Raw genomic sequence first — 21,048 nt, 5'->3', positions numbered from 1 at the left:
TCTGTCAGGTATCGCTGGCAAGGTCGACGTCATGAACAACACCGCGACAGCCTCGTTCACTGTGGACGGCTGGGACCCGCAGTCCACCGAGAAGGCCGAAGGCACCGAGTTCTCCCGCGTCTTGCTCGGCAAGACCTTCACCGGCGGTGTCGAGGGCACCAGCACCGTGGAGATGCTCACGGCGGTGAACGAGACGTCGTCCGCGTACGTCGCCTTCGAGCGCCTGGCCGTGTCCGTCGACGGGCGTAAGGGCGGCTTCGTCCTGCATCACTCGGCGGGGGAGAGCGGCCACCACCTGATCGTCTTGCCGGGCTCCGGTCACGGCGAACTGTCCGGCATCACCGGCACTGCCACGATCACCCAGGACGACGAAGGCAACCACACCCTCACCCTGAACTACGAACTCTGAACGCGCGTTCACCGGCTGGGCCGCCCCCTGACGCGGTCCAGCCGGTGAGGATCAGCCGACGATCTGCTCGACGATCTTCTTCGCGTCGTTGATGGGGATCGCGAAGCCGATGCCGATGCTGCCGGTCGATGCCGGGTTGTACAGCGCCGAGTTGATGCCGATGACGTTCCCCTGCGCGTCCACCAGCGCCCCGCCCGAGTTGCCCTGGTTGATCGGGGCGTCGGTCTGGATCGCGGTGTAGCTCGGCCCGCTCTCGTTCGTCGTGCGGCTGTAGGGCGAACGCCGCTCCTGGCCGCTGCTCAACTCGTCGAGCTTGCGGTTCAGCGCGCTCACGATCCCGGTGGTCACGGTGTTCTGCAGTCCGCCGGGCGAACCGATCGCGACGACCTGCTGGCCGGTGACGAGTTTGCCGGAATCCCCGAGCGACGCGGCGGTCAGCCCGCTCGCGTCTTTCGCCTGAAGGACGGCGATGTCGGCCTTGGTGTCGGCGCCGACCACGCTCGCCTTGTACTGCTTGCCGTCCGAAAGCGTGATGGTGACATCGCCCTCGGCATCGGCCACCACGTGGGCGTTGGTGAGGATGCGTCCGTCCGACGTCAGGATGACGCCGGAACCGACGGCCTCACCCTGCGCGGTGGTCACGTTCACCTGGACGACACTCGGCGTCACCTTCGCGGCGACCGCGCTGACGTCACCCGAAGCGGTGTTCCCGACCGGTTGCCCGTTGGCGACCGCGGAGGTACCAGTACCCGACGGGGACGGCGTCGATCCGAGGCCGGCGATCGCCGCGCCACCGATCCCGCCGACGAGGGCGGCACCGAGTGCCGTCGCGCTGACGAGGACGGCGAGGCGGCTCGCCTTCTTTCGTGGCGCGCGAGCCGGGGTGAAGAGCGGATTCGGCGCGGCCTGCCAAGGGGTGCTGTATCCGGGGTGCTGCGGCGGCTGGTGCCCACCGGTGGAGGCGGGGCCGGGCCGACTCTCGTTCTCGGTCATGGCACCAGATTCGCGCCCGTACTTGTGAGCCGCCTGTGGATACCCCCTGCGCTTTCCTGAGAAGAATCTCCTGAGAAGGTCAGTCGAAGAACGCCGGTACGTCCAGTGCGCCGCCCGACGCCTCGAACTCCTCGTGCACCGCCGTGCGGAGTTTCGCGTCGGCCAGGTAGTCGACGGCGGTCAGTGCCAGGCCCAGCGCACCGTCGACAACCGCCCGATCACCGTCCGGCGAACCGGCCGCGGCCGCGAACTCCTTGGTGTGCAAGGCGGTCGTCGGCCCGGCGATGGCGATCATCGGATGGATCGCCGGCATCCGGTAGGAGAGGTTGCCGAGGTCGGTCGAGCCGGTGAGGAAGTCGGGCACGATCCCCGGCGGCAGCGGTTTGCGGCCGGCGTCGACCTGATGCACCGACCAACGTCCGGCGAGCGTGGTGTTGAACCGGATCGGGAGGTACGCGGGCTGGCCGTCCCAATGCAGTTCCACGCCGCAGCCGGTCATCTCCGCCGCGCCGCGCGCGATCGCCGAGATCCGGTCGGCGAGGTCGCGCAGCGTGTCCGGTTGCGAGGAGCGCAGGTAGAACAGCAGGGCCGCGCGTTCGGGGACGACGTTCGGCCGGGCGCCACCGTCGGTGAAGACGCCGTGGACGCGGTCACTGGAGGGCAGATGCTGCCGAAGTGCCGCGACGCCCTGGTACGCGGCGACGGCGGCGTCGAGGGCGTTGCGCCCCATGAACGGCTGAGCCGAGGCGTGCGCGCCGACGCCGTGGAACACCATTTCCAGCTGACGCCTGCCGAGGAACGGGTGCATGGCGATGTCGTGGCTGAACGGGTGCAGCATGAGCACGGCGTCGACGTCGTCGAAGACACCCGCGCGAGCCAGGGTTTCCTTGCCACCGCCGCCTTCCTCCGCCGGGGTGCCGATCAAGGAGACCCGGCCGCCCAGCCGTTCGGCGACCGCCGCCGCGCCGAGGAATCCGCCGGCGCCCGCGGTGCAGATGATGTTGTGGCCGCAGCCGTGGCCGAGGCCGGGAAGCGCGTCGTATTCGGAGAGGACCGCGATATGCGGGCCGCTTCCGGGGGTGCTCGCGACCAGGGCGGTGTCCAGCCCGCCCGCGCCGATCGTCACCTCGTGGCCGTGGCGGGTGAGCAGCTCCCCGAGCGCGCGGACCGAGCGGTGCTCGGCGAATCCTTCTTCGGGGTGAGCGTGCAGGTCTTGGCTCAGTGCCACCAATTCCGTCGCCAGCGCGCGGAGCTCGGCACTGACGGCGTCCCGCGTGGCGGAATCCGCGCCGTCATGTGGCGAGCCGAGGGGTTCGGCCGCGGCGACGGCGTCCGCGGTCGCTTCGACCAGCGAACGGAGATAGCTGTCGTCGGGCGGAATCGGCGAAGCGTGCTCAGAGCGGATCATGGTCGGATGTTAACCGGTAGCGCGCCCGTGACGATTTGCGTGACACCGGAGAACCGCTCCTCCACGTGGTCGAATCCGCGCCGGAACAGTTTCCTGGAGATCTCGCCGCGGTCGAACATCCGTTGTCCGCTCAACCTGCCGAGGAAGGTGTCCGCCAGCCGCATCGGCTGATCGCTGTGCCGGGCGCTGGTCAGCAACACCAGTGAGCCACCCGGTTTCAGCACACGGGCGAAGGAGTCCAGCGCGGCGTCCGGATCGGCGAACATGTGCAGTGCGGCGAAGCAGCAGACACCGTCCACAGTGGAATCGGCGAGCGGGAGATCGACGGCGTCGGCGCGCAGATAAGCCACCGAAGCCGGATTGGGCTCGGCGAGTGCCTTCTCCAGCATGGTGACCGAACCGTCCAGTCCGATCGACAGCCCGTCCGGGCCGACGGCTTCGCCGAACGCGCGGGTGAACCGGCCGGTGCCACAGGCGACGTCCAGCGAGATCTGTCCCGGGCGCAGGCCGAGCGCTTCGATCGCGATCCGGACCTCGCCCGCCATGCTCGGGCAGTTCAGTCCTTTCGCGACCCTGCCGAGCACCGGACGCCAGTACCGCTCGTAGATCATCGGTACGGCGGAGGTGCTCATCAGCCGTTGCGCGAGGCCGGTCGGCGGCCCCGCCTGTGTGATTTCCCCGAGCAGATCGAGAAAACCTTCCGCTGCTCCGGTGGGCGTGGTGCCCGGCCGCAGCAGGCCGACAAGACGTTCGCGATGGTCCGGCATGGCTGCTCCCTTCACGGTCTCATCCGAGAATCTGCCATGACCGGCCCGTTCGCGACATTCGCGGCGCCGCGGCCCGAAACTGTCGGTGGCCGTCTCTAACGTCGGAGGGAGTCGTCGTTCCCAGCCGAAGGAGCCCGAAAATGACCGGCTCGATCCTGCAGCACACCGCCACGACCACGCTTCGCATCCCGGTGCGCGGCCCGTTCGATCTTGACAAGTCCATCCGGTTCCTGACCGATTTCCCGCCGGCGTGCCGCACTGACGCCGCAACCGAACCCGGCATCCTGCGCCTCGCCTTCCCCGTCGAAGCGGGCTGGGAGCACGTCGGCGCGGCCGTCAGACAGAGATCGCCAGGCTCGATCGAGGTGGAGGTCTTCGCCGAAGAAGGGCTCGCCGTCGAGGTCGGCGCCCAGGTGCGGCGAATTCTCTCGGTTGACATCGACGGCGTCGGTTTCGCGAAGGTCGGCAGCGCGGACCCCGTGGTGCGCCGCCTCCAGCAGACCTTCCCCGGGTTTCGGCCGGTCCTGTTCCATTCGCCGTACGAAGCGGCCTGCTGGGCGATCTTGAGCCACCGGGCCCGGATGTCGCAGGCCGCCGTGGTGAAACGGCGGCTCGCCGAGGAGTTCGGCAGGCCGGTGGATGTCGGCGGGAAGATCCTCAGGTCGTTCCCGGCGCCGGACGTCCTGGCCGGGCCGGAGGCCGGGCGCGACCTGCCGGAGGTGAAGGCCGAGCGGCTGCGGGCGGTGGCCAACGCCGCCAAGGACGGTCTGCTCGACGCCGCGTATCTACGCGCCATGCCGGTGCCGGACGCGTTGCGCTGGCTGCAGCGGTTGCCGGGGATCGGTCCGTTCTCGGCGCAGCTGATCCTGATCCGGGGAGCCGGGCATCCGGACGTCTTCCCCCGTGACGAGCCCCGGCTGCAGGAAGCCATGCGGACCGCGTACGACCTACCGCTGGCCCCGCCCGAAGAGCTGGAAGAACTCTCGACGGCGTGGCGGCCGTTCCGCAGTTGGGTCGCCTTCGCGCTGCGCAACGACCGGGAGTTTCGCATGCGCGGGATCGGGGGTTCGATGACCGCCTGACACGGGACGTATCCGGCTTGTGGTGAGCTGACGCGGTGAGCTCGTCTCCCGCCGAAACGGTTTCCGACATCGCCCAGTCCACCCCGCCCGGCACGATCACCCTGGTCACCGGTGGCCTCGCACTGCTCGTGGTGCTCTCCGGCAGGCCTTGGCGGATCGCCCGCAACCTCATCACGCTCGTCCACGAGGCAGGCCACGCGCTGGCGGCGGTGCTGGTCGGCCGACGGCTGCAGGGCATCAAACTGCATTCGGACACCTCCGGCGTCACCGTCTCCCGTGGCAAGCCCGAAGGGCCGGGGATGGCGTTCACCGCGCTGGCCGGGTACCCGGCGGCCGCGGTGCTCGGACTGGTGTTCGCCGGGCTGCTGTCGTCGGATCTGATCACCGTCGTGCTGATCGTGATGGCCCTGATGTTGCTGGGTGTGCTGGTGATGGTGCGCAACACCTACGGCGTGTTCGCGGTGGTCAGTAGCTCGGTGGTGCTCGGGCTGGTCGCGCTCGCGGCGCCGTCGTGGTTTCAGGCGATCTTCGTCTACCTGCTGACGTGGTTCCTGCTGTTCGGTGGCGTCCGGCCGGTGTTCGAGCTGCAGATCAAGCGGCGCCGGGGTGCGGCGAGGGATTCGGACGCCGATCAGCTCGGCAGGCTCACCGGAATGCCCGCGGTGCTGTGGGTGCTGGTGATGGCCGTGCTGACGGTGAGCTGTCTCTTCGCGGGCGGGTTGTGGCTGCTGGAGCCGACCGTCGCCTGACCGGGGCGGTACGGCAGACTGGTGGCTCGTTCCGCGCGGAAGGAGTCACCAGATGGACGAGGTCGCCAAGGCCGTCGAGGAATGCGCTCGATCGGCGAAACGGGCCGCGCCGTCATTGGCCGCCGCGTCCGCGGAAGCGATCGACGCCGCGCTGAACGCCATGGCGGACAAGCTGGTCGAGCACGCCGACGCGGTACTGGAGGCGAATCAGGCCGACATCGCCAAGGCGCGCGAGGACGGCATGAGCGCCGGGCTTCTTGACCGGCTCACCATCACGCCCGAGCGGCTGACCGGCATGGCCGAGCAGCTCCGCCTCCTCGCCGGTGCGCCGCACCAGGAACGGTCCGTCGACGTGTCCACTTTGGACGGCGGACTGAAACTGGTCGAACGGCGTCGTCCGGTCGGCGTGATCGGCGCGAACTACGAGGCGCGCCCGAACGTCACCGTCGATGTCGCTTCGCAGCTGGTGAAGTCCCGTAACGGCGGCGTGCTCCGCACCGGTTCCGCCGCGCTCGGTTCGGCCCAGCGCCTGCGCGAGACCGTGATCGCCCCCGCACTCGCCGACGCGGGTATCGATCCGGACGTCATCCAGCTGGTGCCGCGCGCCGAGCGCGAAGCGGCTTCCGCGCTGGTGCGTTTCCCCGCGCTCGTGCCGCTGGTGATCCTGCGGGGCAGCGGTGACAGCACCCGGGCGCTGGCCACGGAAGCGGCCGTCCACGGCGTCCGCACGCTCGCCCACGCCGACGGTGGCGGCGTACTGTACGTCGACGAAGCGGCCGACACCGACAAGGTGCGCGACCTGGTCTTCACCAGCCTCGACCGGCTCGGCGTCTGCAACCGGCTGAACCTGCTGCTGATCCACGAGGGCGCGCACGACCGCGTCTGGCCCGGCATTTCCGGCGCGCTGGCCGAGCGTGGCGTCACGCCGTCGCTCGCCCCGCACGAGCACGCCATCGGCTACGAATGGGCCCTCGACTCCGACCGCGAAGCGACCGTCACTGTCGCGAAGGTCGCCAGCCTGCCCGAAGCGGTCGAGATCGCCAACGAGCAGACCTCGGGCCTGGCCGCGGGCATCGCCACCGAAAGCCACGAAGCCGCCGACGCGTTCTTCGACGCCTATACCGGCACCGGCGTCTTCTGGAACGCCCCGACCCGGTTGCTCGACGGCTTCAAGCTTCTGGCCGTCCCCGAGACCGGCATCAACCTGGACAAGGTCCCCGGCCCGCGCGGTCCGGTGACCTACACCGACCTCTACGTGCGGCAGTACGCCGTGCTCCCCGCCTGACCTCCGCATTCAGAGGACTAAACGCGAGGGCGTCAGCGCCGTCGGCGTCGCTTGGGGCGCGGCCGAGGCGGTAACGAGTCCGCCGTGGCGTCCTCGACGCTCTCGGGCTCGGGCGTGGCCGAGGCGTCCGGAGCGGGAGGGATGCCGGGCACCAGTCCCAGCATCTCCGCGGCGAGCTGCTGCGAGGAGGCGAACATGCCGGAAGGCCGCTCCCGCGCTCGCCGCAGGGACGAAGGCCGCAGCCGGTTGTAGCCCCGCACCGACACCGGTCGCCGGGCCCGCACCTCGTAGGTGTCGAAGCCGGCCAGCTCGGTGGCGAGTTCCTTGTCGACCAGGATGGTGCCCGGCCGCGCGGTCGAGGTGAGGCGGGCGGCGATGTTCACGACCGAGCCGTAGACGTCGCCGAACCGGCTGAGGATCCGGCCCGAGGCCATGCCCGCCCGCACGCCGGGCAAGGTCTCGTCGGCGTCGGCGCGTTCGGACAGCGTCAGCGCGATCTCGGCGGCGTCGACGGCGGAATCGGCGACGAACAGCACTTCGTCGCCGATCATTTTCACGATCCGCCCGTGGTGTTCGGCGACCAGCTCGGTGGCGAGGGATTCGAACCGGTCGAGGACGGCGCTCAGCTCGTCTTCGCCGACTTGCCTGGTCAGCCGGGTGTAGCCGACCATGTCGACGAACCCGACGACCTCGGTCCTGGCCCCGAGATCTTCGTCCGTGGCCGCGAACGCGCGTCCGGCGTAGGCCGCGAGATGCCGCCGCCAGACGAAGTTCTGTACCTGTTCCAGCTCGGGCAGCAGCCGGTCGACCAGCCGCGCGATCTGCCGTTCGCTGGTGCCGACGTCCTTGTTCTCGGTGATCATCGTCCACAGCATGTGGACCTGCCATTCCGCGAGCCGCGAAAGATGCTGGCCCAGTGCGCGCGTCACCGCCAGTTCGATGCTCGGATCGATCAGGCCCGAGTGCATCAGCTGGTCGGCCGTGCGGATGGCTTCGATGTCGGCGTCGGTGAAAACGACCTCGTCGTCGTCGACGGTCGCGAAGCCCAGCGCACGCCAAAGCCGCCGAGAACGCTCTTCGGGAACGCCTGCCTTCTCGGCGACTTCGAGCCGGGTGTACTTGCGTCTGCCGCCGAGCAGGATCCGTTCGAGACGCTGCTGAAGCGCGTCGGGCGCGGGCTCGCCGGTATCGGCCATTAGGTGGTGTGGACGATGAGCACGTCCACGCCCGACTTCCGGGCGACTTCGGACGGCACCGAGCCCAGGATGCGGCCCGCGAGCGTGTTCAGTCCGCGGTTGCCGACCACCAGCAGGTCCGCGGAGCGGTCGGCGACGACCTTGCGCAGCGAGTCGACCGGGTCGCCGACGACGGCGGCGGTCTCGATGCTCTTCGCCCCGGCCTTCGCGGCGCGGTCACGGGCGGAGAGCAGGGTGTCTTCGGCCGGGGCCGAGCCGACGACCTGGTACGCCTCGTCGCCGAGGACGTCCTGCGCCTTCTCCACGGCGCCCTTGCCGGCGGGGTAGTAGGCGCACACGATGACCAGGGTCGCTCCGGAGTCCCCGGCGACCCCCGCGGCCTTGTCGACCGCGGCGAACGAGGAATCCGATCCGTCCGTGCCCACGACCACGGTCCGATATGCAGCCATCCGCAACCTCCACCGATCTGTCTGCCGCACCAGCGTGCGAGCAGCGACGATAACCGCTCGTCGGCGGCTTCGCAGGCCGTCGTGAGCTTGGTCGGATGGAAAGGTTACTCGCCAGTCGGTTTCTGCGCTGCCGCAGGTCGGGGTGAAGGCTTCGCACCCGATGTGGCCTTCGGCACATCGGCCGTCCGGAGCTGCACGGTGGCCTCCGAATCGGGTGACGGCTTCGCCTTCAGATCCGCCGGGATCTGCGGTTCGTCGCCGAGGACATGGGTCGCCTCGGCGAGCGCGGTCCGCGCGGTGCGGACCTGCTCGGCCAGGCTGGAGCGCACCTTGCGGAGCGCTTCGACCCGTTCGGTGGCCTGGGTGATCCGCCGGTTGGATTCCTCGGTGGCCTGCCGGACGCGGCGGCGGGCCTCGTCGGCCGCTTCGGCGAGCCGGGCGTTGGCCTCGGTGATCGAGTCCTGCTTGCGCTTGTTGGCGTCGGCGACGGACTCGCGCTGACGGCGTTCGATCTCGGCCTTGGCCGCGGTCTCCTCTTCGAGCACCTTCGCGCGGATGGCGGCGGCGTCCTCGGTGGCCTCGCGGACGCGGCGGGCGGCCTCGGCCTTGCTCGCGGCCTCCTGCTCCGCCAGCGCGTGCATGGCTTCGGTGCGCCGCGACGCCATCGCGATCTCGAAGTCCTCTTCGACCTGAGTGCGGCGCTGCTGCGACTCGGCGTCGAGCTTGTCCCGCTCCGCCTTCGCCTTGTCGGTGATCTCCTTGGCCTCGGCGCGCGCCTTCTCGAGCACGCCGCGGTGCTCGGCCTCCATCTCCTTGCGGCGGAGGTCGAGCTCGTTGAGCAGCTGCTCGTAGCGGGCCCGCATGGCGCTCGCGTCGGTCTCCGCCTTGGCGCGGATGTGCCCGGCTTCGGCTTCGGCACGTGCCTTGGTGTCGGCGGCCTCGTCCTGCGCGAGCCGCAGCATGCGCTGCAGGCGCTCGGAAAGGCCTTCGACGCTCGTCGGCGGCTGGGCCAGCCTGTCGACCTGGCCGCGCAGGTCGGCGATCTCGCCGCGCGCGATCTCCAGCTGCCGTGCCAGGTCGCCCGCCTGTGCGATGGCGGCATCGCGATCGGCGGTGAGCATCTTGAGATCGGCGTCCAGCCGTTCGAGATGTTCGTCGACCTGTGCACGGCTGTAACCGCGCTTCGCCACGTCGAAGCCGGCTCCCAGCGGCACTAGCTCCCGTTCCTCGCCAAGGCTCATCCTTCTACCGTAGTCGAGCTGGAGTCACGGAAGGGTGAGCACCCACTCCAACGCGCGGCGAAAGCGCGTTCTGGTGCGCTAAACGTTCCTGAACGCGTTGATCCCGTCGATGTGCTTCTCGCGCAATTCGTGGTTCCGGACGCCCAGACCTTCTTCCGGCGCAAGGGCGAGCACGCCGACCTTGCCCTGGTGCGCGTTGCGATGCACGTCCAGCGCGGCCTGTCCGGTGTCTTCGAGCGAGTAGGTCTTCGACAGCGTCGGGTGGATCAGACCTTTCGCGATCAGCCGGTTCGCCTCCCACGATTCGCGGTAGTTCGCGAAGTGGCTGCCGATGATCCGCTTCAGGTTCATCCACAGGTAGCGGTTGTCGTACTGGTGCATGAATCCGGACGTCGACGCGCAAGTGACGATCGTCCCGCCCTTGCGCGCGGCGTAGACCGAAGCGCCGAAGGTTTCCCGGCCCGGGTGCTCGAACACGATGTCGGGGTCCTCGCCGCCGGTCAGCTCGCGGATCTTCTTGCCGAACCGCTGCCATTCCTTCGGGTCCTGGTTGTGCTCGTCCTTCCAGAACCGGTAGCCCTCGGCGTTGCGGTCGATGATCAGCTCCGCGCCGAGCTTCCGGCAGATTTCCGCCTTTTCGGGGCTGGAGACCACGCACACCGGGATCGCTCCGCCGTTGATCGCGTACTGCGTCGCGTAGGAACCGAGACCGCCCGAAGCGCCCCAGATCAGGACGACGTCGCCCTGCTTCATGTCCGCGCCGTTGCGCGACACGAGCTGCCGGTAGGCCGTGGAGTTCACGAGGCCGGGCGAGGCGGCCTCCTCCCAGGTGAGGTGGCCGGGCTTCGGCATCAGCTGGTTCGCCTTGACGAGCGCGATTTCGGCGAGCCCGCCGAAGTTCGTCTCGAAACCCCAGATCCGCTGCTCGCTGTCGAGCATCGTGTCGTTGTGCCCGTCCGGGCCCTCGAGTTCGACGTTGAGGCAGTGCGCGACGACCTCGTCGCCCGGCTTCCAGTTGTGCACGCCGGGGCCGGTGCGCAGCACGACGCCGGACAGGTCCGAGCCGACGACGTGATAGGGCAGGTCGTGCCGCTTCGACAGCGGTGAGAGCCGCCCGTAGCGCTCCAGGAACTTGAAGGTCGAGACCGGTTCGAAGATCGAGGTCCAGACGGTGTTGTAGTTGATGGCGCTCGCCATGACCGCGACCAGCGCCTCGCCGGGGCCGAGTTCCGGGGTGGGGACCTCGTCCACGTGCAGCGACTTGCGCGGGTCCTTGTCCCGGCTTTCGAGGCCTTCGAACATGCCGGCCTCGTCCTTGTGCACGGTCACCCCGCGATAGGTCTCCGGCACGTCGAGCGACGCCACGGCGCCGAGGTCATCGTTCAGAATGGCCTGCTGGATCTCGCCGAGCTGCGACATCGGAACCTCCGCGAAAAAAGGGGGACGGCGTTAGCGGCATAAATTACTCACCGGTAACCAAGTCCACAACTGTACGAGACGTGGAGCACGTACCCATCCCGAAGTGTTATCGACCGGTCTTGACCGGCCGGCCAACCAAGTGGACCATGGGCCGTGGAGATCTCTCCGACCTGCAGATTTCGTCGATTCTCGGAGGTGAGCACGCATGAATGAACCCACGACGCGCCCTTGGACCCGTCCCCATGACTGGGCGGAGGTGGTCATCGGTGTCGTCGTCGCGCTTTCACCCCTCTGGATGACCACGGACAACACCGCCATGTGGACGCTCGTCGTCCTCGGCGCGCTGATCGCGCTCGACGGCCTCGCCTCGCTCGCGATGCCTGGCATGGTCTACGGCGAAGGCATCCAGATCGTGCTGGGCGCGCTGCTGTTCATTTCGCCGTGGGTGATGGGATACGCCGACCTCGTGGGCGCGTCCTGGACGGCCTGGGTCGGCGGCGTCTTGACCGTGGTGGCCGGCGCGGCGGCGATGCCGATCGCACAGGCGACCCACCGGACAGCGGGACAGCACTGACCCCGGAGGAGACAGCGTGAAAGAGGATTCGGCGAAACAGCGCATTCTGCGAGCCGCGGAGGCGCTCTTCGCCGAATCCGGTTTCGACGCGACACCCACGTCGCGGATCGCGGAACGGGCGGGTGTGCCCAAAGGGCTGGTGCACTACTACTTCCGGCGCAAGTCGGACCTGCTGGCGGCGCTGGTCGCCGAACTGCCGGACGCCCGGATCGAACCGGCCGTCGTGGTGGTTCCCGGCGACCTGGCGGGCAGCCTTCGCGGCCTCGTCGTGGAACTCGACAGGCGGTTCAACCGGTCCTTGGCGCTGTCACATCTGCTGTGGCGCGAGGCCGACACGCATCGCGCGGTCCGTGACGCGCTGGCCGACCGGTTCCAGCAACTCGTCCGCCAGGTGAAGGCGGTGATCGTCGCCGCGACCGGCGGCAAACTCCCGGTCGCCGACATCGATTCGGCGTCGGGGCTGCTCGCGAGGGCGGTCAGTCATCGGCACGCGACGGCACGGCACAGCGATGACGGGGACCCCGCCGAGATCGATCGCGAGGTCCTCTTCATCGCCGAAGCGTTGACGCGCGGTCAGTGACCGTCCGCCGCGGGTTCGACCAACTCCACGAGCACGCCACCGGCGTCCTTGGGGTGGACGAAGTTCACCCGGCTGTTGGACGTGCCGCGTTTGGCCTCGGCGTAGAGCAACCGGAGTCCCTGTGCGCGCAGTGCCGCCGCGGCGGCGTCCACATCGGACACTCGATACGCCAGCTGCTGCAGCCCGGGGCCGCTCTTCGCGAGGAACTTGCCGATCGCCGAGTCTTCGCGCAGCGGCGCGAGGAGCTGGATCGCGGTCTCGGTGCCGGCGGTGCCGGGCGCGCGCAGCATCGCCTCGCGGACGCCCTGCTCCTCGTTGACCTCCTCGTGCGCGACCTCCAGGCCGAAATGCTCGGCGTGGAAGGCGATCGCGGCGTCGAGGTCGGGCACCGCGATGCCGACGTGGTCGATGGCGGTCACGAACGGTTTCAGCGCCTGGTTCATGCGAAGCAGGATAGGTCCGCAGGCGGGCGATCCGGCGTGCGCCGCCTCACACTGGCTCCATCAAGAAGGCCATGACGCGGGTATGGTCGCGAAGACCGCCTATTGCCCTTGCGCCGATGCTTGGAGGACGCCGTGTCCGGTTCCGTGATCCTGGGTGCCGCCCGTACACCGATCGGGCGATTGCTCGGTTCCCTGAAGGATTTCTCGGGTGCGCAACTGGGCGGATTCGCGATCAAGGCGGCGCTGGAGCAGGCGGGCGTCTCGCCGGACGCGGTCCAGTACACGATCATGGGCCAGGTGCTCACCGCGGGCGCGGGCCAGATCCCGGCCCGTCAGGCCGCCGTCGCCGCCGGCATCCCGATGACCGTCCCGGCGCTGACCATCAACAAGGTCTGCCTCTCCGGTCTCGACGCCATCGCGCTCGCCGACCAGCTCATCCGCGCGGGTGAGTTCGACCTGATCGTCGCCGGTGGCCAGGAATCGATGACCCAGGCGCCGCATCTGCTGCCGAAGTCCCGCTCCGGCTTCAAATACGGCGACACCACGCTCGTCGACCACATGGCCTACGACGGCCTGTTCTGCGCCTTCGACCAGGTCGCGATGGGCGCGTCGACGGAGAAGTACAACAACCGCTACGGCGTGACCCGGGAACAGCAGGACGAGTTCTCCGCGCGTTCGCACCAGCGCGCCGCCGCCGCCATCGCGGAGGGCCGCTTCGACGCCGAGATCGCGCCGGTGTCGATCCCGCAGCGCAAGGGCGACCCGGTCGTCTTCTCGAAGGACGAGGGCGTTCGCGCCGACACCACCGCGGAAAGCCTCGCGAAGCTGCGCCCGGCGTTCGCCTCCGACGGCACCATAACCGCCGGTTCGGCCTCGCAGATCTCCGACGGCGCCGCCGCGGTCGTCGTGGCCAGCAAGGCCAAGGCCGAGGAACTGGGCCTGACCGCGCTCGCCGAGATCGGCGCGCACGGCGTGGTCTCCGGTCCGGACGCCAGCCTCCACGAGCAGCCGTCGAACGCGATCCTGGCCGCGCTGGCCAAGGAGAAGCTGACCGCGGACGCGCTCGACCTGATCGAGATCAACGAGGCGTTCGCCGCCGTCGGCCTGGTGTCGGCCGACAAGCTCGGCGTCGACGTGGACAAGGTCAACGTCGACGGCGGCGCCATCGCGCTCGGCCACCCGATCGGTGCTTCCGGTGCCCGGCTGGCCGTGCACCTGATCCACGAGCTCCGCCGTCGTGGTGGCGGGCTCGGCGCGGCCGCGCTCTGCGGTGGCGGCGGTCAGGGCGACGCCCTGCTGCTCCGGGTCCCGTAAAGCCCTTGCCGGTACAGCTGGACATCGACGAACTGGTCGGTCGCGCGCGGGACGGCGTTCCCCGCGCGATCGCCCGGTTGCTGTCGCTGGTCGAGGACGCCCATCCGCGGTTGCCCGAGGTCGCGGCGAAGCTGACGCCGTATACGGGCAACGCACGTGTCGTCGGGCTGACCGGCCCACCCGGCGTCGGCAAGTCGACATCGACGTCCGCGCTGCTCACGGCCCTGCGGGCGCGGGGGCTGCGGGTCGGGGTGCTGGCGATCGACCCGTCGTCGCCGTTCTCCGGCGGGGCGCTGCTCGGCGACCGGATCCGGATGACCGAGCACGCCACCGATCCCGGCGTGTTCATCCGGTCGATGGCCACCCGCGGGCATCTCGGTGGACTGTCGTGGGCGACCCCGCAGGCGGTCCGCGTACTCGACGCGGCGGGCTTCGACGTCGTGCTGATCGAGACCGTGGGCGTCGGGCAGTCCGAAGTGGACGTCGTGAAACTGGCCGACACCACGGTGGTCCTGCTCGCGCCCGGGATGGGCGACGGTATCCAGGCCGCGAAGGCGGGAGTGCTGGAAATCGCGGACGTGTTCGTGGTCAACAAGGCCGACCGCGAGGGCGCGGACGCGACCGTGCACGACCTCAAGCAGATGATCTCCTTGGTACGCCGGGAGATCCGCGGCCCGAGCTGGCGTCAGCCGATCGTGCGAACGGTGGCCTCACGCGGTGAAGGTGTCGACGACGTCGTCCGCGCGCTGTCCGACCACCACGCTTGGCTGGTCCAGCGGGAAGAACTGCCCCGGCGACGGGCGGCGCGGGCCAAGGACGAGGTCGAGGCGATCGCCGTCCAGCGGTTGCGCGCGGAGATCGTCGACCTGCGCCACGGCGACCGGCTCGCCGAACTGGCGGAGCGCGTGGTCGCGCGGAAGATCGACCCGTTCGCGGCGGCCGCCGAACTGATAGCCGACCTCCGCACGTGACCGGTAATGACGGTTGGAGCCGTCATTACCGGTCACGAGGATTCAGAGGATTTCGATGACGCGGACCTTCGGCGGACGATTCGGAAAACTGATATCGGTCCATCGGTTGATTCTCACGTCAGCGCCATTGCTGTCGTAGTAGATCAGGTCGTTGTTCCCGGTGTAGATCCGGTCGATCCACCAACCCCCGAAGCTGATCCTCCCGCGGTTGGCGTAGCAGTCGACGCTGGTGCTCCCGCCCAGGTGTGACCAGATCTTCAGGAAGTTCTCCCCGTCCTTGCAGGGAATGTGGTCGATGGCGAACGAGGTTCCGGTCGGCGTGAGCATGGTGAACACGGCGGCAGCGGCGGCCGCCATGGTCGCGATCCGGCCGGCTTTCTTCTTGCTCGGGATCACAGGTTCTCCTTCGGTGGAATCCGAAAAAAGGAGCTTCGCCACCGAGCATCGCGATCGCGGGCGACGGTTGTCAATTTGCCCACTGTTGCGCGGAACCGGATGGACAACCAAGTCTGTCCGTCCGGGCATGTACTGGGGAGCCTCGCGCCACGGGGCTTTGTCACGCCACGTTTGCTACCTGCCGGTAGACGTCGAATCCGTGGCCAGGCCGGAACCCGTCGCGACGCCCTCCTCGACACCTCGAAGCAGCAGAGCCTCTGCCCCAGATGGCCTACCCGGTTAGAATTCGACGTACATTTTGATGTCGCCGAAGTCGCTGTCGAGGTTGTCCAGATGGGCGATGGCGTCCTCTTTCCAGACCTCGAGCTGGTTCGCCTCGCCGAAGGTGAGCTGTTCGCCGTCGGCGACCTTGTTGGCGTAGTTCGTGATCGTGACCGTCTGCCCCCGGCAGAACTCGACTCGCTCCAGGAACCTGTCCGCCATGTCGGGGTCGAAGACGCGACCCATCCGCACGTAGCCGTTGTTGATGTGCTCCTCGCAGTAGAAATGCGCCGCGGCCGAGGCGATCCACTCGGTCAGCGAAGGGTCGCGAGGCGGCCACTTCTCGCGGACGTGCGACTTGATCTCCCTGGCGAGGCGGATGACCCGGCGCCGTTCGAGGTCGGTCAGCCCGTCCTCCTTGCGGAAGTCGAGGATCATGTCGTCGACCACCTTGGCGAGCCGGAGGATCCGCGGTTTGTCGAGCTCGGCGGGCTTGTCCGGCGGCAGCCCGGCCATGACCCTCTCGTGCACCAGGACGTACTGCGTGTACGCGTAGAGGAAGGTCAACGCGTTCAGCTGCCATTGGTGTCGTTCGGCGATCTCCACGGCTTCGACCCTAACCGCGGACCTACTTCTGGACCTGTGGAAACGGCGGGGATTCACCCTATGCTCTCTTCTTCGTCCACGGCTGGGAGGCAGGAACCGTGCAGAGGATCGCGAAGGTCGTTGTGAGCGTGCTGGGTGCCGGGCTGATGCTCGCGGCCGGTACCGGGACGGCGTCGGCGGAAGCCGCTCCGCCGAAGGTCACGAAGGGGCCCTGCCAGTACACGGAGACTCCGGACGAGCCGGCCGCGCGGCCGGTGCCGCTGCCGCCGGACCCGCGGCGCACACCGAGCCGGGGCACGGTGCCGGTGCGGCTGAAGACGAACCAGGGCAAGATCGACCTGACCCTCGATCGGGCGAAGGCGCCGTGCACGGTGCAGAGTTTCCTGCATCTGGCGGTGCACCGGTTCTACGACCGCACCACGTGTCACCGGCTGACGTCGTATCCGACGCTGAAGGTGCTGCAGTGCGGCGACCCGAGCGGCACCGGTGAGGGCGGCCCCGGCTACAAGTACAAGGACGAGCTGCCCGTCGGCCTGCCGCCCGCGCCGACCGACCCGACCGGCGCGCGGAAGGTGTACTCCCGCGGCGTCCTCGCGATGGCCAACGCGGGCCCGGCGACGAACGGCAGCCAGTTCTTCGTGGTGTACGGCGATTCCGCGTTGCGCCCGAACTACACGATCTTCGGCACTGTGGGCTCCGACGGCCTCGAAACCCTCGACAAGGTCGCCGCGGGCGGCATCCAGCCCACGCCGGAGAACCCCGCCCCGGTCGACGGCGCTCCGGTACTGAAGACCGACATCCTGCGCGCCCGCCCCTGGTACTGCTGACCCCCTCTCTCTACGCGTTTCGTCCTCTGAATGCGGTAGTCGGCACCACGAACGACCGCATTCAGAGGACGAAACGCAAGGGCGTCAGGTCACCTCGAAGATGGCCTCGCGCAGGGCCTCGGTGGCGCCGTTGAAGGCGTGTTTCGCGGCGGCGCCGTACCCGATGACGAGCCCTTCGCGCTGAGGTTCGCCGATCCAGTAGTCGCTGAGTCCTTCGAGCCCGATCGCGCGACGGCGGCAGGCGGCCAGCACCTCCATCTCCCGTGGCTCCTCGCCCGGGAACTGGAGCACCAGGTGCAGCCCGGCCGAGATCCCTTGCGGCAGCACGGAATCCGGTAGCGCCGCCAGCAGCCGGTCGCGGCGGGAGCGGTACTCGGCGCGGCAGCGGCGGATGTGCTGGTCGTAGGCACCCGACTCGATCAGTTCGGCCATCGCGAGCTGGTCCAGCAGCGCGGGCCGGGCCCCGCTCGCGGCCATCTCCGCGCGCACCGGTTCGACCAGGAACCTCGGCAGCACCATCCACCCCAGGCGCAACGACGGCGCGAGGGTCTTGCTTGTCGTCCCCACGTACACGACCCGTTCGGGTGCCAGCGCCTGCAACGCGCCGACCTGCTGATGGTCGAACCGGAATTCGCCGTCGTAGTCGTCCTCGATGACGACGGCGCCGGTTTCCGCCGCCCACCGGGTGAGTTCCGCTCGCCGTCCGGGGGCCAGGGTGACGCCCAGCGGGTACTGGTGCGCCGGGGTGACCACCACCGCGGGACTGTCCAAAGCGGACACCGCGATCCCGTCGTCGTCGACTCCGACGCCGACCACCCGCGGACCGTTGGCCGCGGCGATGTCCCGATAGATGTGCAGTGACGGGTTTTCGAACGCGATCTCGTCCGCCCCGCGCGCGTGCAGCACCCGCGCCAGTATCGCGATCGCGTGCGAGAACCCCGCGCACACCAGGATGCGCTCGGGATCGGCGACGACACCGCGGCTGCGGGCCAGGTATCCGGCGAGTGTCTCCCGCAGTTCGGCCGCGCCGGACTCGGCCGTGTAGTCGAACGCCGACATCGGCGCCCGGTGCAGCGCGCGCCGGGTCGCCGCGAGCCAGGCCGTCCTGGGGAACGCGGACAGGTTCGGCCTGCCGGGGCGCAGGTCCCAGCGCGGCGCCGGGTCGCGAGGGATGGGCCTCGGTGGTGACGCGGGCAGCGCGCCCGCCGTCGCGACGCGGGTCGGCGCGCCTTGCGAGGTCCGCAGATAGCCCTCGGCGGCGAGGTCGGCGTAGACCCGGGTGACCGTTCCCCTGGCCACCCCGAGGTCCTGCGCCAAGGCCCTGGTCGAAGGGACCGCCGCGCCCGCCTGCCAGCGTCCTTCCCGGATGGCCGCGCGGATGGCCGCGGCGAGCCCGGTCCTGCCGCTTTCCGGGCGCCAGTCCAGATGGACGTCCATTCCCGAACTGGACCACGAATTCGCCATATGACTGGACCATACTCGTAGGCCAGTTGTCGCTAGATTCGAGGTATGACCAACCGAATCCACGTGGGCAAACGAGTGCCCGAGATCTACCAGGCCATGGCCGCACTGCAGGCCGAAGTCGAGAAGGCCGCCGCCAACGCCGGTGTGGACCAGAAGATCCTCGAACTGGTGAAGATGCGTTCCTCGCAGATCAACCACTGCGCGTTCTGCCTCGACATGCACTCCCACGACGCGCTGCAGATGGGCGAGTCGCCGCGGCGGCTGTTCGTGCTGCAGGGCTGGCGCGAGACCGAGCTGTTCACCGAGCAGGAGCGGGCGGCGCTCGCGCTCACCGAGGCGATCACGAACGTCGCGACCCTGCACGACGTCCCGGACGACGTCTACGACGAGGCCACCCGCGTCTTCACCGAGGATCAGTACCGCGCCATCGTCTGGGAGGCCATCGCGATCAACAGCTGGAACCGGATGTGCGTGACCAGCCACGCGCCGCTGCCCGAGCGCGCCGAATGACGGCGGCGCGCCTGCGGGAACTGCATGTCGCGGGCACCCCGCTGCTCCTGCCGAACGCGTGGGACGCCGACAGCGCGCGTCTCGTGGAAGCCGCCGGGTTCCCTGTCGTCGCGACGAGTTCCTTCGCCATCGCCAAAACTCTCGGGTATGACGACGGGGAGGCCGCGCCCGTGAAGGAGATGTTCGCGGCGGCCGCGAGAATCGCGCGAGCGGTCTCGGTTCCGGTGACGGTCGACGTGGAAGCCGGTTACGGCCTCGAAGCGGGAGACCTCGCGGCGAGGCTGGCCGAGGCGGGTGCGGTCGGCTGCAACTACGAAGACACCGACTACGTCGCGGGTGGACTTCGCTCACTGGAGCGACAGGCGGAACAGATCGCGAAACTGCGTGAGGCCGCCGGAGACGCGCTGGTGATCAACGCCCGTGTCGACGTCTTCGTGGGCGCCTCCGACGAGCGCGCCGTACTGGACGACGCCATCGTGCGGGCCAAGGCGTATTTCGAGGCGGGCGCGGACTGCGTCTACCCGATCCTGGCGAAGACGCCGGAAGTGCTGGGCGACTTCGTGAAGGCGGTCGCGCCCGGTGCGGTCAACGCCATGCCGCTTCCCGGCGGCCCCGATCTCTCCGCGCTCGCCACACTGGGGGTGGCGCGGATCTCGCTGGGCACGGGGCTGTGGAAGTCGGTCCGCGCCGACCTGCGGGCGAAACTGACCGAACTGACGGCGGGAAAGCTGCCGTACTGAGGAAAAGGGGAACCGGGGCGTGCGGCCGGGGGGCGTGGATGCCCGGCCGCACGCCCCGGCGACTAATGGGAGATCGCCTTTTCGGCGCCCGCGCCGGTGAGGGAGCGGACCTCCATCTCGGCGTACTTCTCCTGGTTGTGCTCCTTGGACAGGACCGTGCCGAGCCAGCCGAGGAAGAACGCGACCGGGATGGACACGATGCCGGGGTTGTCGAGCGGGAACCAGTGGAAGTCGACGCCCTGGAGCATCGAGGCGCTCTTGCCCGTCTTCGGGTCTACTGGCTTGCCCGAGACCGCTGGTGAGAAGACGATCAGCAGGACGCAGACCGCGAGTCCGCCGTAGATGCTCCACAGCGCGCCCTGGGTGTTGAAGCGTTTCCAGAACAGCGAGTACAGGATCGTCGGCAGGTTCGCCGACGCCGCCACCGCGAACGCCAGCGCCACCAAGAAGGCGATGTTCTGTCCGTTGGCGAGGATGCCGCCGAGGATCGCGACCGCGCCGATCACCAGCGCGGTGATCCGGGCGACCTTCACCTCCGAAGCCGGGGACGCCTTGCCCTTCTTGATCACGTTGGCGTAGACGTCGTGCGCGAACGACGCCGACGCCGTGATCGTCAGGCCCGCGACCACCGCGAGGATCGTCGCGAAGGCGATCGCCGCGATCAGGCCGAGCAGGATCGGCCCGCCGAGTTCGAGCGCCAGCAGCGGTGCCGCCGAGTTCACCCCGCCGGGGGCGGCCTTGATCTTGTCCGACCCGACGAGCGCGCCGGCACCGTAGCCGAGTACGAGGGTGAACAGGTAGAAGATGCCGATCAGCGCGATCGCCCAGACCACCGAGCGACGGGCTTCCTTCGCGGTCGGCACGGTGTAAAAGCGCATCAGGACGTGCGGCAGCCCCGCGGTACCGAGCACCAGCGCGATGCCGAGGGAGAGGAAGTCCAGTTTGGTCGTGCCGGTCTTCCCGTACTGGTTACCCGGTCCGAGCAGCGCTTCCCCGGCCTTGCCTGCCTTGTCCACGGCGCCCTGCAGCAGCCCGGAGAAGTTGAAGCCGTACATCGCGAGCACCCAGATCGTCATCGCCAGCGCACCGGCGATCAGCAGCGCGGCCTTGATGATCTGGACCCACGTGGTGCCCTTCATGCCGCCGATGAGCACGTAGGCGATCATGATGATGCCGACGATCACGATGATCGCGGCCTGCCCGGCCTTACTCTCGATCCCGAGCAGCAGCGCGACGAGGCCACCGGCGCCGGCCATCTGCGCCAGCAGGTAGAAGAACGAGACGGCCAGGGTGGACGTCGCCGCCGCGGCCCGCACCGGACGCTGCTTCATCCGGAAGGCCAGCACGTCGCCCATGGTGAACTT

Annotated in this window: 23 protein-coding genes; 11 read left to right on the top strand and 12 right to left on the bottom strand. The window is 69.0% G+C overall.

Annotated features, from left to right (window positions below; all coding sequences use genetic code 11):
• Nucleotides 1-31: 31 nt before the first annotated feature.
• On the top strand, nt 32-409 hold the full coding sequence (locus AVL48_RS19685) for a DUF3224 domain-containing protein (RefSeq protein WP_061982148.1): 378 nt from the start codon (nt 32-34) through the stop codon (nt 407-409).
• Nucleotides 410-460: 51 nt separating this feature from the next.
• Here AVL48_RS19685 and AVL48_RS19680 read toward each other — a convergent pair whose 3' ends face one another.
• The 3 genes from AVL48_RS19680 to AVL48_RS19670 form a co-directional block, all read right to left on the bottom strand.
• Complete coding sequence (locus AVL48_RS19680) at nt 461-1,402, bottom strand: S1C family serine protease (protein WP_061982147.1); 942 nt, start codon at nt 1,400-1,402, stop codon at nt 461-463.
• Nucleotides 1,403-1,481: 79 nt separating this feature from the next.
• Nucleotides 1,482-2,810 carry a M20 family metallopeptidase gene (locus AVL48_RS19675; RefSeq protein ID WP_061982146.1) on the bottom strand — a complete coding sequence of 443 codons (1,329 nt, stop codon included), beginning with the start codon at nt 2,808-2,810 and terminating at the stop codon, nt 1,482-1,484.
• The gene (locus tag AVL48_RS19670; protein ID WP_061982145.1) at nt 2,807-3,577 is read right to left on the bottom strand and encodes a class I SAM-dependent methyltransferase; all 771 of its coding nucleotides are present in this window, start codon (nt 3,575-3,577) and stop codon (nt 2,807-2,809) included. The genes AVL48_RS19675 and AVL48_RS19670 overlap by 4 nt, the downstream gene beginning before the upstream one ends.
• 140 nt (nt 3,578-3,717) lie before the next feature.
• Between AVL48_RS19670 and AVL48_RS19665 the strand changes: the two genes are divergently transcribed.
• Genes AVL48_RS19665 through AVL48_RS19655 form a run of 3 tightly spaced genes read left to right on the top strand, consistent with a single transcriptional unit; the run spans nt 3,718 to nt 6,693 of the window.
• Nucleotides 3,718-4,659 (top strand): DNA-3-methyladenine glycosylase family protein, encoded by a 942-nt coding sequence (locus tag AVL48_RS19665; protein WP_061982144.1) that lies wholly within the window; start codon nt 3,718-3,720, stop codon nt 4,657-4,659.
• 35 nt (nt 4,660-4,694) lie between these two features.
• The gene (locus AVL48_RS19660) at nt 4,695-5,408 is read left to right on the top strand and encodes a M50 family metallopeptidase (protein WP_061982143.1); all 714 of its coding nucleotides are present in this window, start codon (nt 4,695-4,697) and stop codon (nt 5,406-5,408) included.
• A gap of 52 nt (nt 5,409-5,460) precedes the next feature.
• The gene (locus AVL48_RS19655) at nt 5,461-6,693 is read left to right on the top strand and encodes an aldehyde dehydrogenase family protein (RefSeq protein WP_061982142.1); all 1,233 of its coding nucleotides are present in this window, start codon (nt 5,461-5,463) and stop codon (nt 6,691-6,693) included.
• 32 nt (nt 6,694-6,725) lie between these two features.
• On the opposite strand, the gene AVL48_RS19650 is transcribed toward AVL48_RS19655, so the two are convergent.
• From AVL48_RS19650 to ccrA, 4 genes are all read right to left on the bottom strand, one after another.
• Nucleotides 6,726-7,889 (bottom strand): adenylate/guanylate cyclase domain-containing protein, encoded by a 1,164-nt coding sequence (locus AVL48_RS19650; RefSeq protein ID WP_061982141.1) that lies wholly within the window; start codon nt 7,887-7,889, stop codon nt 6,726-6,728.
• On the bottom strand, nt 7,889-8,338 hold the full coding sequence (locus AVL48_RS19645; protein WP_061982140.1) for a universal stress protein: 450 nt from the start codon (nt 8,336-8,338) through the stop codon (nt 7,889-7,891). The genes AVL48_RS19650 and AVL48_RS19645 overlap by 1 nt, the downstream gene beginning before the upstream one ends.
• A 104-nt stretch (nt 8,339-8,442) precedes the next feature.
• On the bottom strand, nt 8,443-9,552 hold the full coding sequence (locus AVL48_RS19640; protein WP_061982139.1) for a coiled-coil domain-containing protein: 1,110 nt from the start codon (nt 9,550-9,552) through the stop codon (nt 8,443-8,445).
• A gap of 105 nt (nt 9,553-9,657) precedes the next feature.
• The gene (gene ccrA, locus AVL48_RS19635; RefSeq protein WP_061982138.1) at nt 9,658-10,998 is read right to left on the bottom strand and encodes a crotonyl-CoA carboxylase/reductase; all 1,341 of its coding nucleotides are present in this window, start codon (nt 10,996-10,998) and stop codon (nt 9,658-9,660) included.
• Nucleotides 10,999-11,203: 205 nt separating this feature from the next.
• Between ccrA and AVL48_RS19630 the strand changes: the two genes are divergently transcribed.
• Both AVL48_RS19630 and AVL48_RS19625 read left to right on the top strand, forming a co-directional pair.
• On the top strand, nt 11,204-11,572 hold the full coding sequence (locus tag AVL48_RS19630) for an SPW repeat protein (RefSeq protein WP_061982137.1): 369 nt from the start codon (nt 11,204-11,206) through the stop codon (nt 11,570-11,572).
• A 16-nt stretch (nt 11,573-11,588) separates the two neighbouring features.
• A complete protein-coding gene (locus AVL48_RS19625; RefSeq protein WP_061982136.1) occupies nt 11,589-12,152 on the top strand; it encodes a TetR/AcrR family transcriptional regulator in 564 nt (187 codons plus the stop codon).
• On the opposite strand, the gene mce is transcribed toward AVL48_RS19625, so the two are convergent.
• On the bottom strand, nt 12,146-12,595 hold the full coding sequence (gene mce, locus AVL48_RS19620) for a methylmalonyl-CoA epimerase (RefSeq protein ID WP_061982135.1): 450 nt from the start codon (nt 12,593-12,595) through the stop codon (nt 12,146-12,148). The two genes, AVL48_RS19625 and mce, sit on opposite strands and share 7 nt — an antisense overlap.
• Nucleotides 12,596-12,727: 132 nt before the next feature.
• Between mce and AVL48_RS19615 the strand changes: the two genes are divergently transcribed.
• A complete protein-coding gene (locus AVL48_RS19615) occupies nt 12,728-13,909 on the top strand; it encodes an acetyl-CoA C-acetyltransferase (protein ID WP_061982382.1) in 1,182 nt (393 codons plus the stop codon).
• A gap of 5 nt (nt 13,910-13,914) precedes the next feature.
• Nucleotides 13,915-14,880 carry a methylmalonyl Co-A mutase-associated GTPase MeaB gene (gene meaB, locus AVL48_RS19610; protein ID WP_061982134.1) on the top strand — a complete coding sequence of 322 codons (966 nt, stop codon included), beginning with the start codon at nt 13,915-13,917 and terminating at the stop codon, nt 14,878-14,880.
• A 42-nt stretch (nt 14,881-14,922) separates the two neighbouring features.
• On the opposite strand, the gene AVL48_RS19605 is transcribed toward meaB, so the two are convergent.
• Together AVL48_RS19605 and AVL48_RS19600 are read right to left on the bottom strand one after the other, a co-directional pair.
• A complete protein-coding gene (locus AVL48_RS19605) occupies nt 14,923-15,276 on the bottom strand; it encodes a beta/gamma crystallin domain-containing protein (protein WP_177242280.1) in 354 nt (117 codons plus the stop codon).
• Between the two features lie 279 nt (nt 15,277-15,555).
• Nucleotides 15,556-16,143, bottom strand: a complete 588-nt coding sequence (locus AVL48_RS19600; protein WP_061982133.1) for a hypothetical protein — start codon at nt 16,141-16,143, stop codon at nt 15,556-15,558.
• A gap of 146 nt (nt 16,144-16,289) precedes the next feature.
• On the opposite strand from AVL48_RS19600, the gene AVL48_RS19595 reads away from it, so the two are divergent.
• Entirely contained in the window at nt 16,290-16,970 is a 681-nt protein-coding gene (locus AVL48_RS19595) for a peptidylprolyl isomerase (protein WP_425266112.1), read from the top strand.
• Nucleotides 16,971-17,054: 84 nt separating this feature from the next.
• On the opposite strand, the gene pdxR is transcribed toward AVL48_RS19595, so the two are convergent.
• A complete protein-coding gene (gene pdxR, locus AVL48_RS19590; protein ID WP_061982132.1) occupies nt 17,055-18,434 on the bottom strand; it encodes a MocR-like pyridoxine biosynthesis transcription factor PdxR in 1,380 nt (459 codons plus the stop codon).
• A 45-nt stretch (nt 18,435-18,479) separates the two neighbouring features.
• Here pdxR and AVL48_RS19585 point away from each other — a divergent pair, with 45 nt between their 5' ends.
• Together AVL48_RS19585 and AVL48_RS19580 are read left to right on the top strand one after the other, a co-directional pair.
• Complete coding sequence (locus AVL48_RS19585; RefSeq protein WP_061982131.1) at nt 18,480-18,944, top strand: carboxymuconolactone decarboxylase family protein; 465 nt, start codon at nt 18,480-18,482, stop codon at nt 18,942-18,944.
• On the top strand, nt 18,941-19,684 hold the full coding sequence (locus AVL48_RS19580; protein WP_061982130.1) for an isocitrate lyase/PEP mutase family protein: 744 nt from the start codon (nt 18,941-18,943) through the stop codon (nt 19,682-19,684). The genes AVL48_RS19585 and AVL48_RS19580 overlap by 4 nt, the downstream gene beginning before the upstream one ends.
• 62 nt (nt 19,685-19,746) lie before the next feature.
• On the opposite strand, the gene AVL48_RS19575 is transcribed toward AVL48_RS19580, so the two are convergent.
• Nucleotides 19,747-21,048: solute symporter family protein (locus AVL48_RS19575; protein ID WP_063054117.1), on the bottom strand; the 1,302-nt coding region annotated here is incomplete at its 5' end.

This window comes from Amycolatopsis regifaucium (genome assembly GCF_001613935.1).
GTDB classification, from domain to species: domain Bacteria; phylum Actinomycetota; class Actinomycetes; order Mycobacteriales; family Pseudonocardiaceae; genus Amycolatopsis; species Amycolatopsis regifaucium.
Note: the sequence above shows the minus strand (reverse complement) of the source record. Positions and strands in the feature narration are given on the sequence as shown.

Coding starts and splice junctions, on each gene's coding strand:
- AVL48_RS19685 (WP_061982148.1), top strand. CDS start 32: ATGAACAACACCGCGACAGCCTCGTTCACTGTGGACGGCTGGGACCCG.
- AVL48_RS19680 (WP_061982147.1), bottom strand. CDS start 1,402: ATGACCGAGAACGAGAGTCGGCCCGGCCCCGCCTCCACCGGTGGGCAC.
- AVL48_RS19675 (WP_061982146.1), bottom strand. CDS start 2,810: ATGATCCGCTCTGAGCACGCTTCGCCGATTCCGCCCGACGACAGCTAT.
- AVL48_RS19670 (WP_061982145.1), bottom strand. CDS start 3,577: ATGCCGGACCATCGCGAACGTCTTGTCGGCCTGCTGCGGCCGGGCACC.
- AVL48_RS19665 (WP_061982144.1), top strand. CDS start 3,718: ATGACCGGCTCGATCCTGCAGCACACCGCCACGACCACGCTTCGCATC.
- AVL48_RS19655 (WP_061982142.1), top strand. CDS start 5,461: ATGGACGAGGTCGCCAAGGCCGTCGAGGAATGCGCTCGATCGGCGAAA.
- AVL48_RS19650 (WP_061982141.1), bottom strand. CDS start 7,889: ATGGCCGATACCGGCGAGCCCGCGCCCGACGCGCTTCAGCAGCGTCTC.
- AVL48_RS19645 (WP_061982140.1), bottom strand. CDS start 8,338: ATGGCTGCATATCGGACCGTGGTCGTGGGCACGGACGGATCGGATTCC.
- ccrA (WP_061982138.1), bottom strand. CDS start 10,998: ATGTCGCAGCTCGGCGAGATCCAGCAGGCCATTCTGAACGATGACCTC.
- AVL48_RS19630 (WP_061982137.1), top strand. CDS start 11,204: ATGAATGAACCCACGACGCGCCCTTGGACCCGTCCCCATGACTGGGCG.
- mce (WP_061982135.1), bottom strand. CDS start 12,595: ATGAACCAGGCGCTGAAACCGTTCGTGACCGCCATCGACCACGTCGGC.
- AVL48_RS19595 (WP_425266112.1), top strand. CDS start 16,290: ATGCTCGCGGCCGGTACCGGGACGGCGTCGGCGGAAGCCGCTCCGCCG.
- pdxR (WP_061982132.1), bottom strand. CDS start 18,434: ATGGCGAATTCGTGGTCCAGTTCGGGAATGGACGTCCATCTGGACTGG.
- AVL48_RS19585 (WP_061982131.1), top strand. CDS start 18,480: ATGACCAACCGAATCCACGTGGGCAAACGAGTGCCCGAGATCTACCAG.
- AVL48_RS19580 (WP_061982130.1), top strand. CDS start 18,941: ATGACGGCGGCGCGCCTGCGGGAACTGCATGTCGCGGGCACCCCGCTG.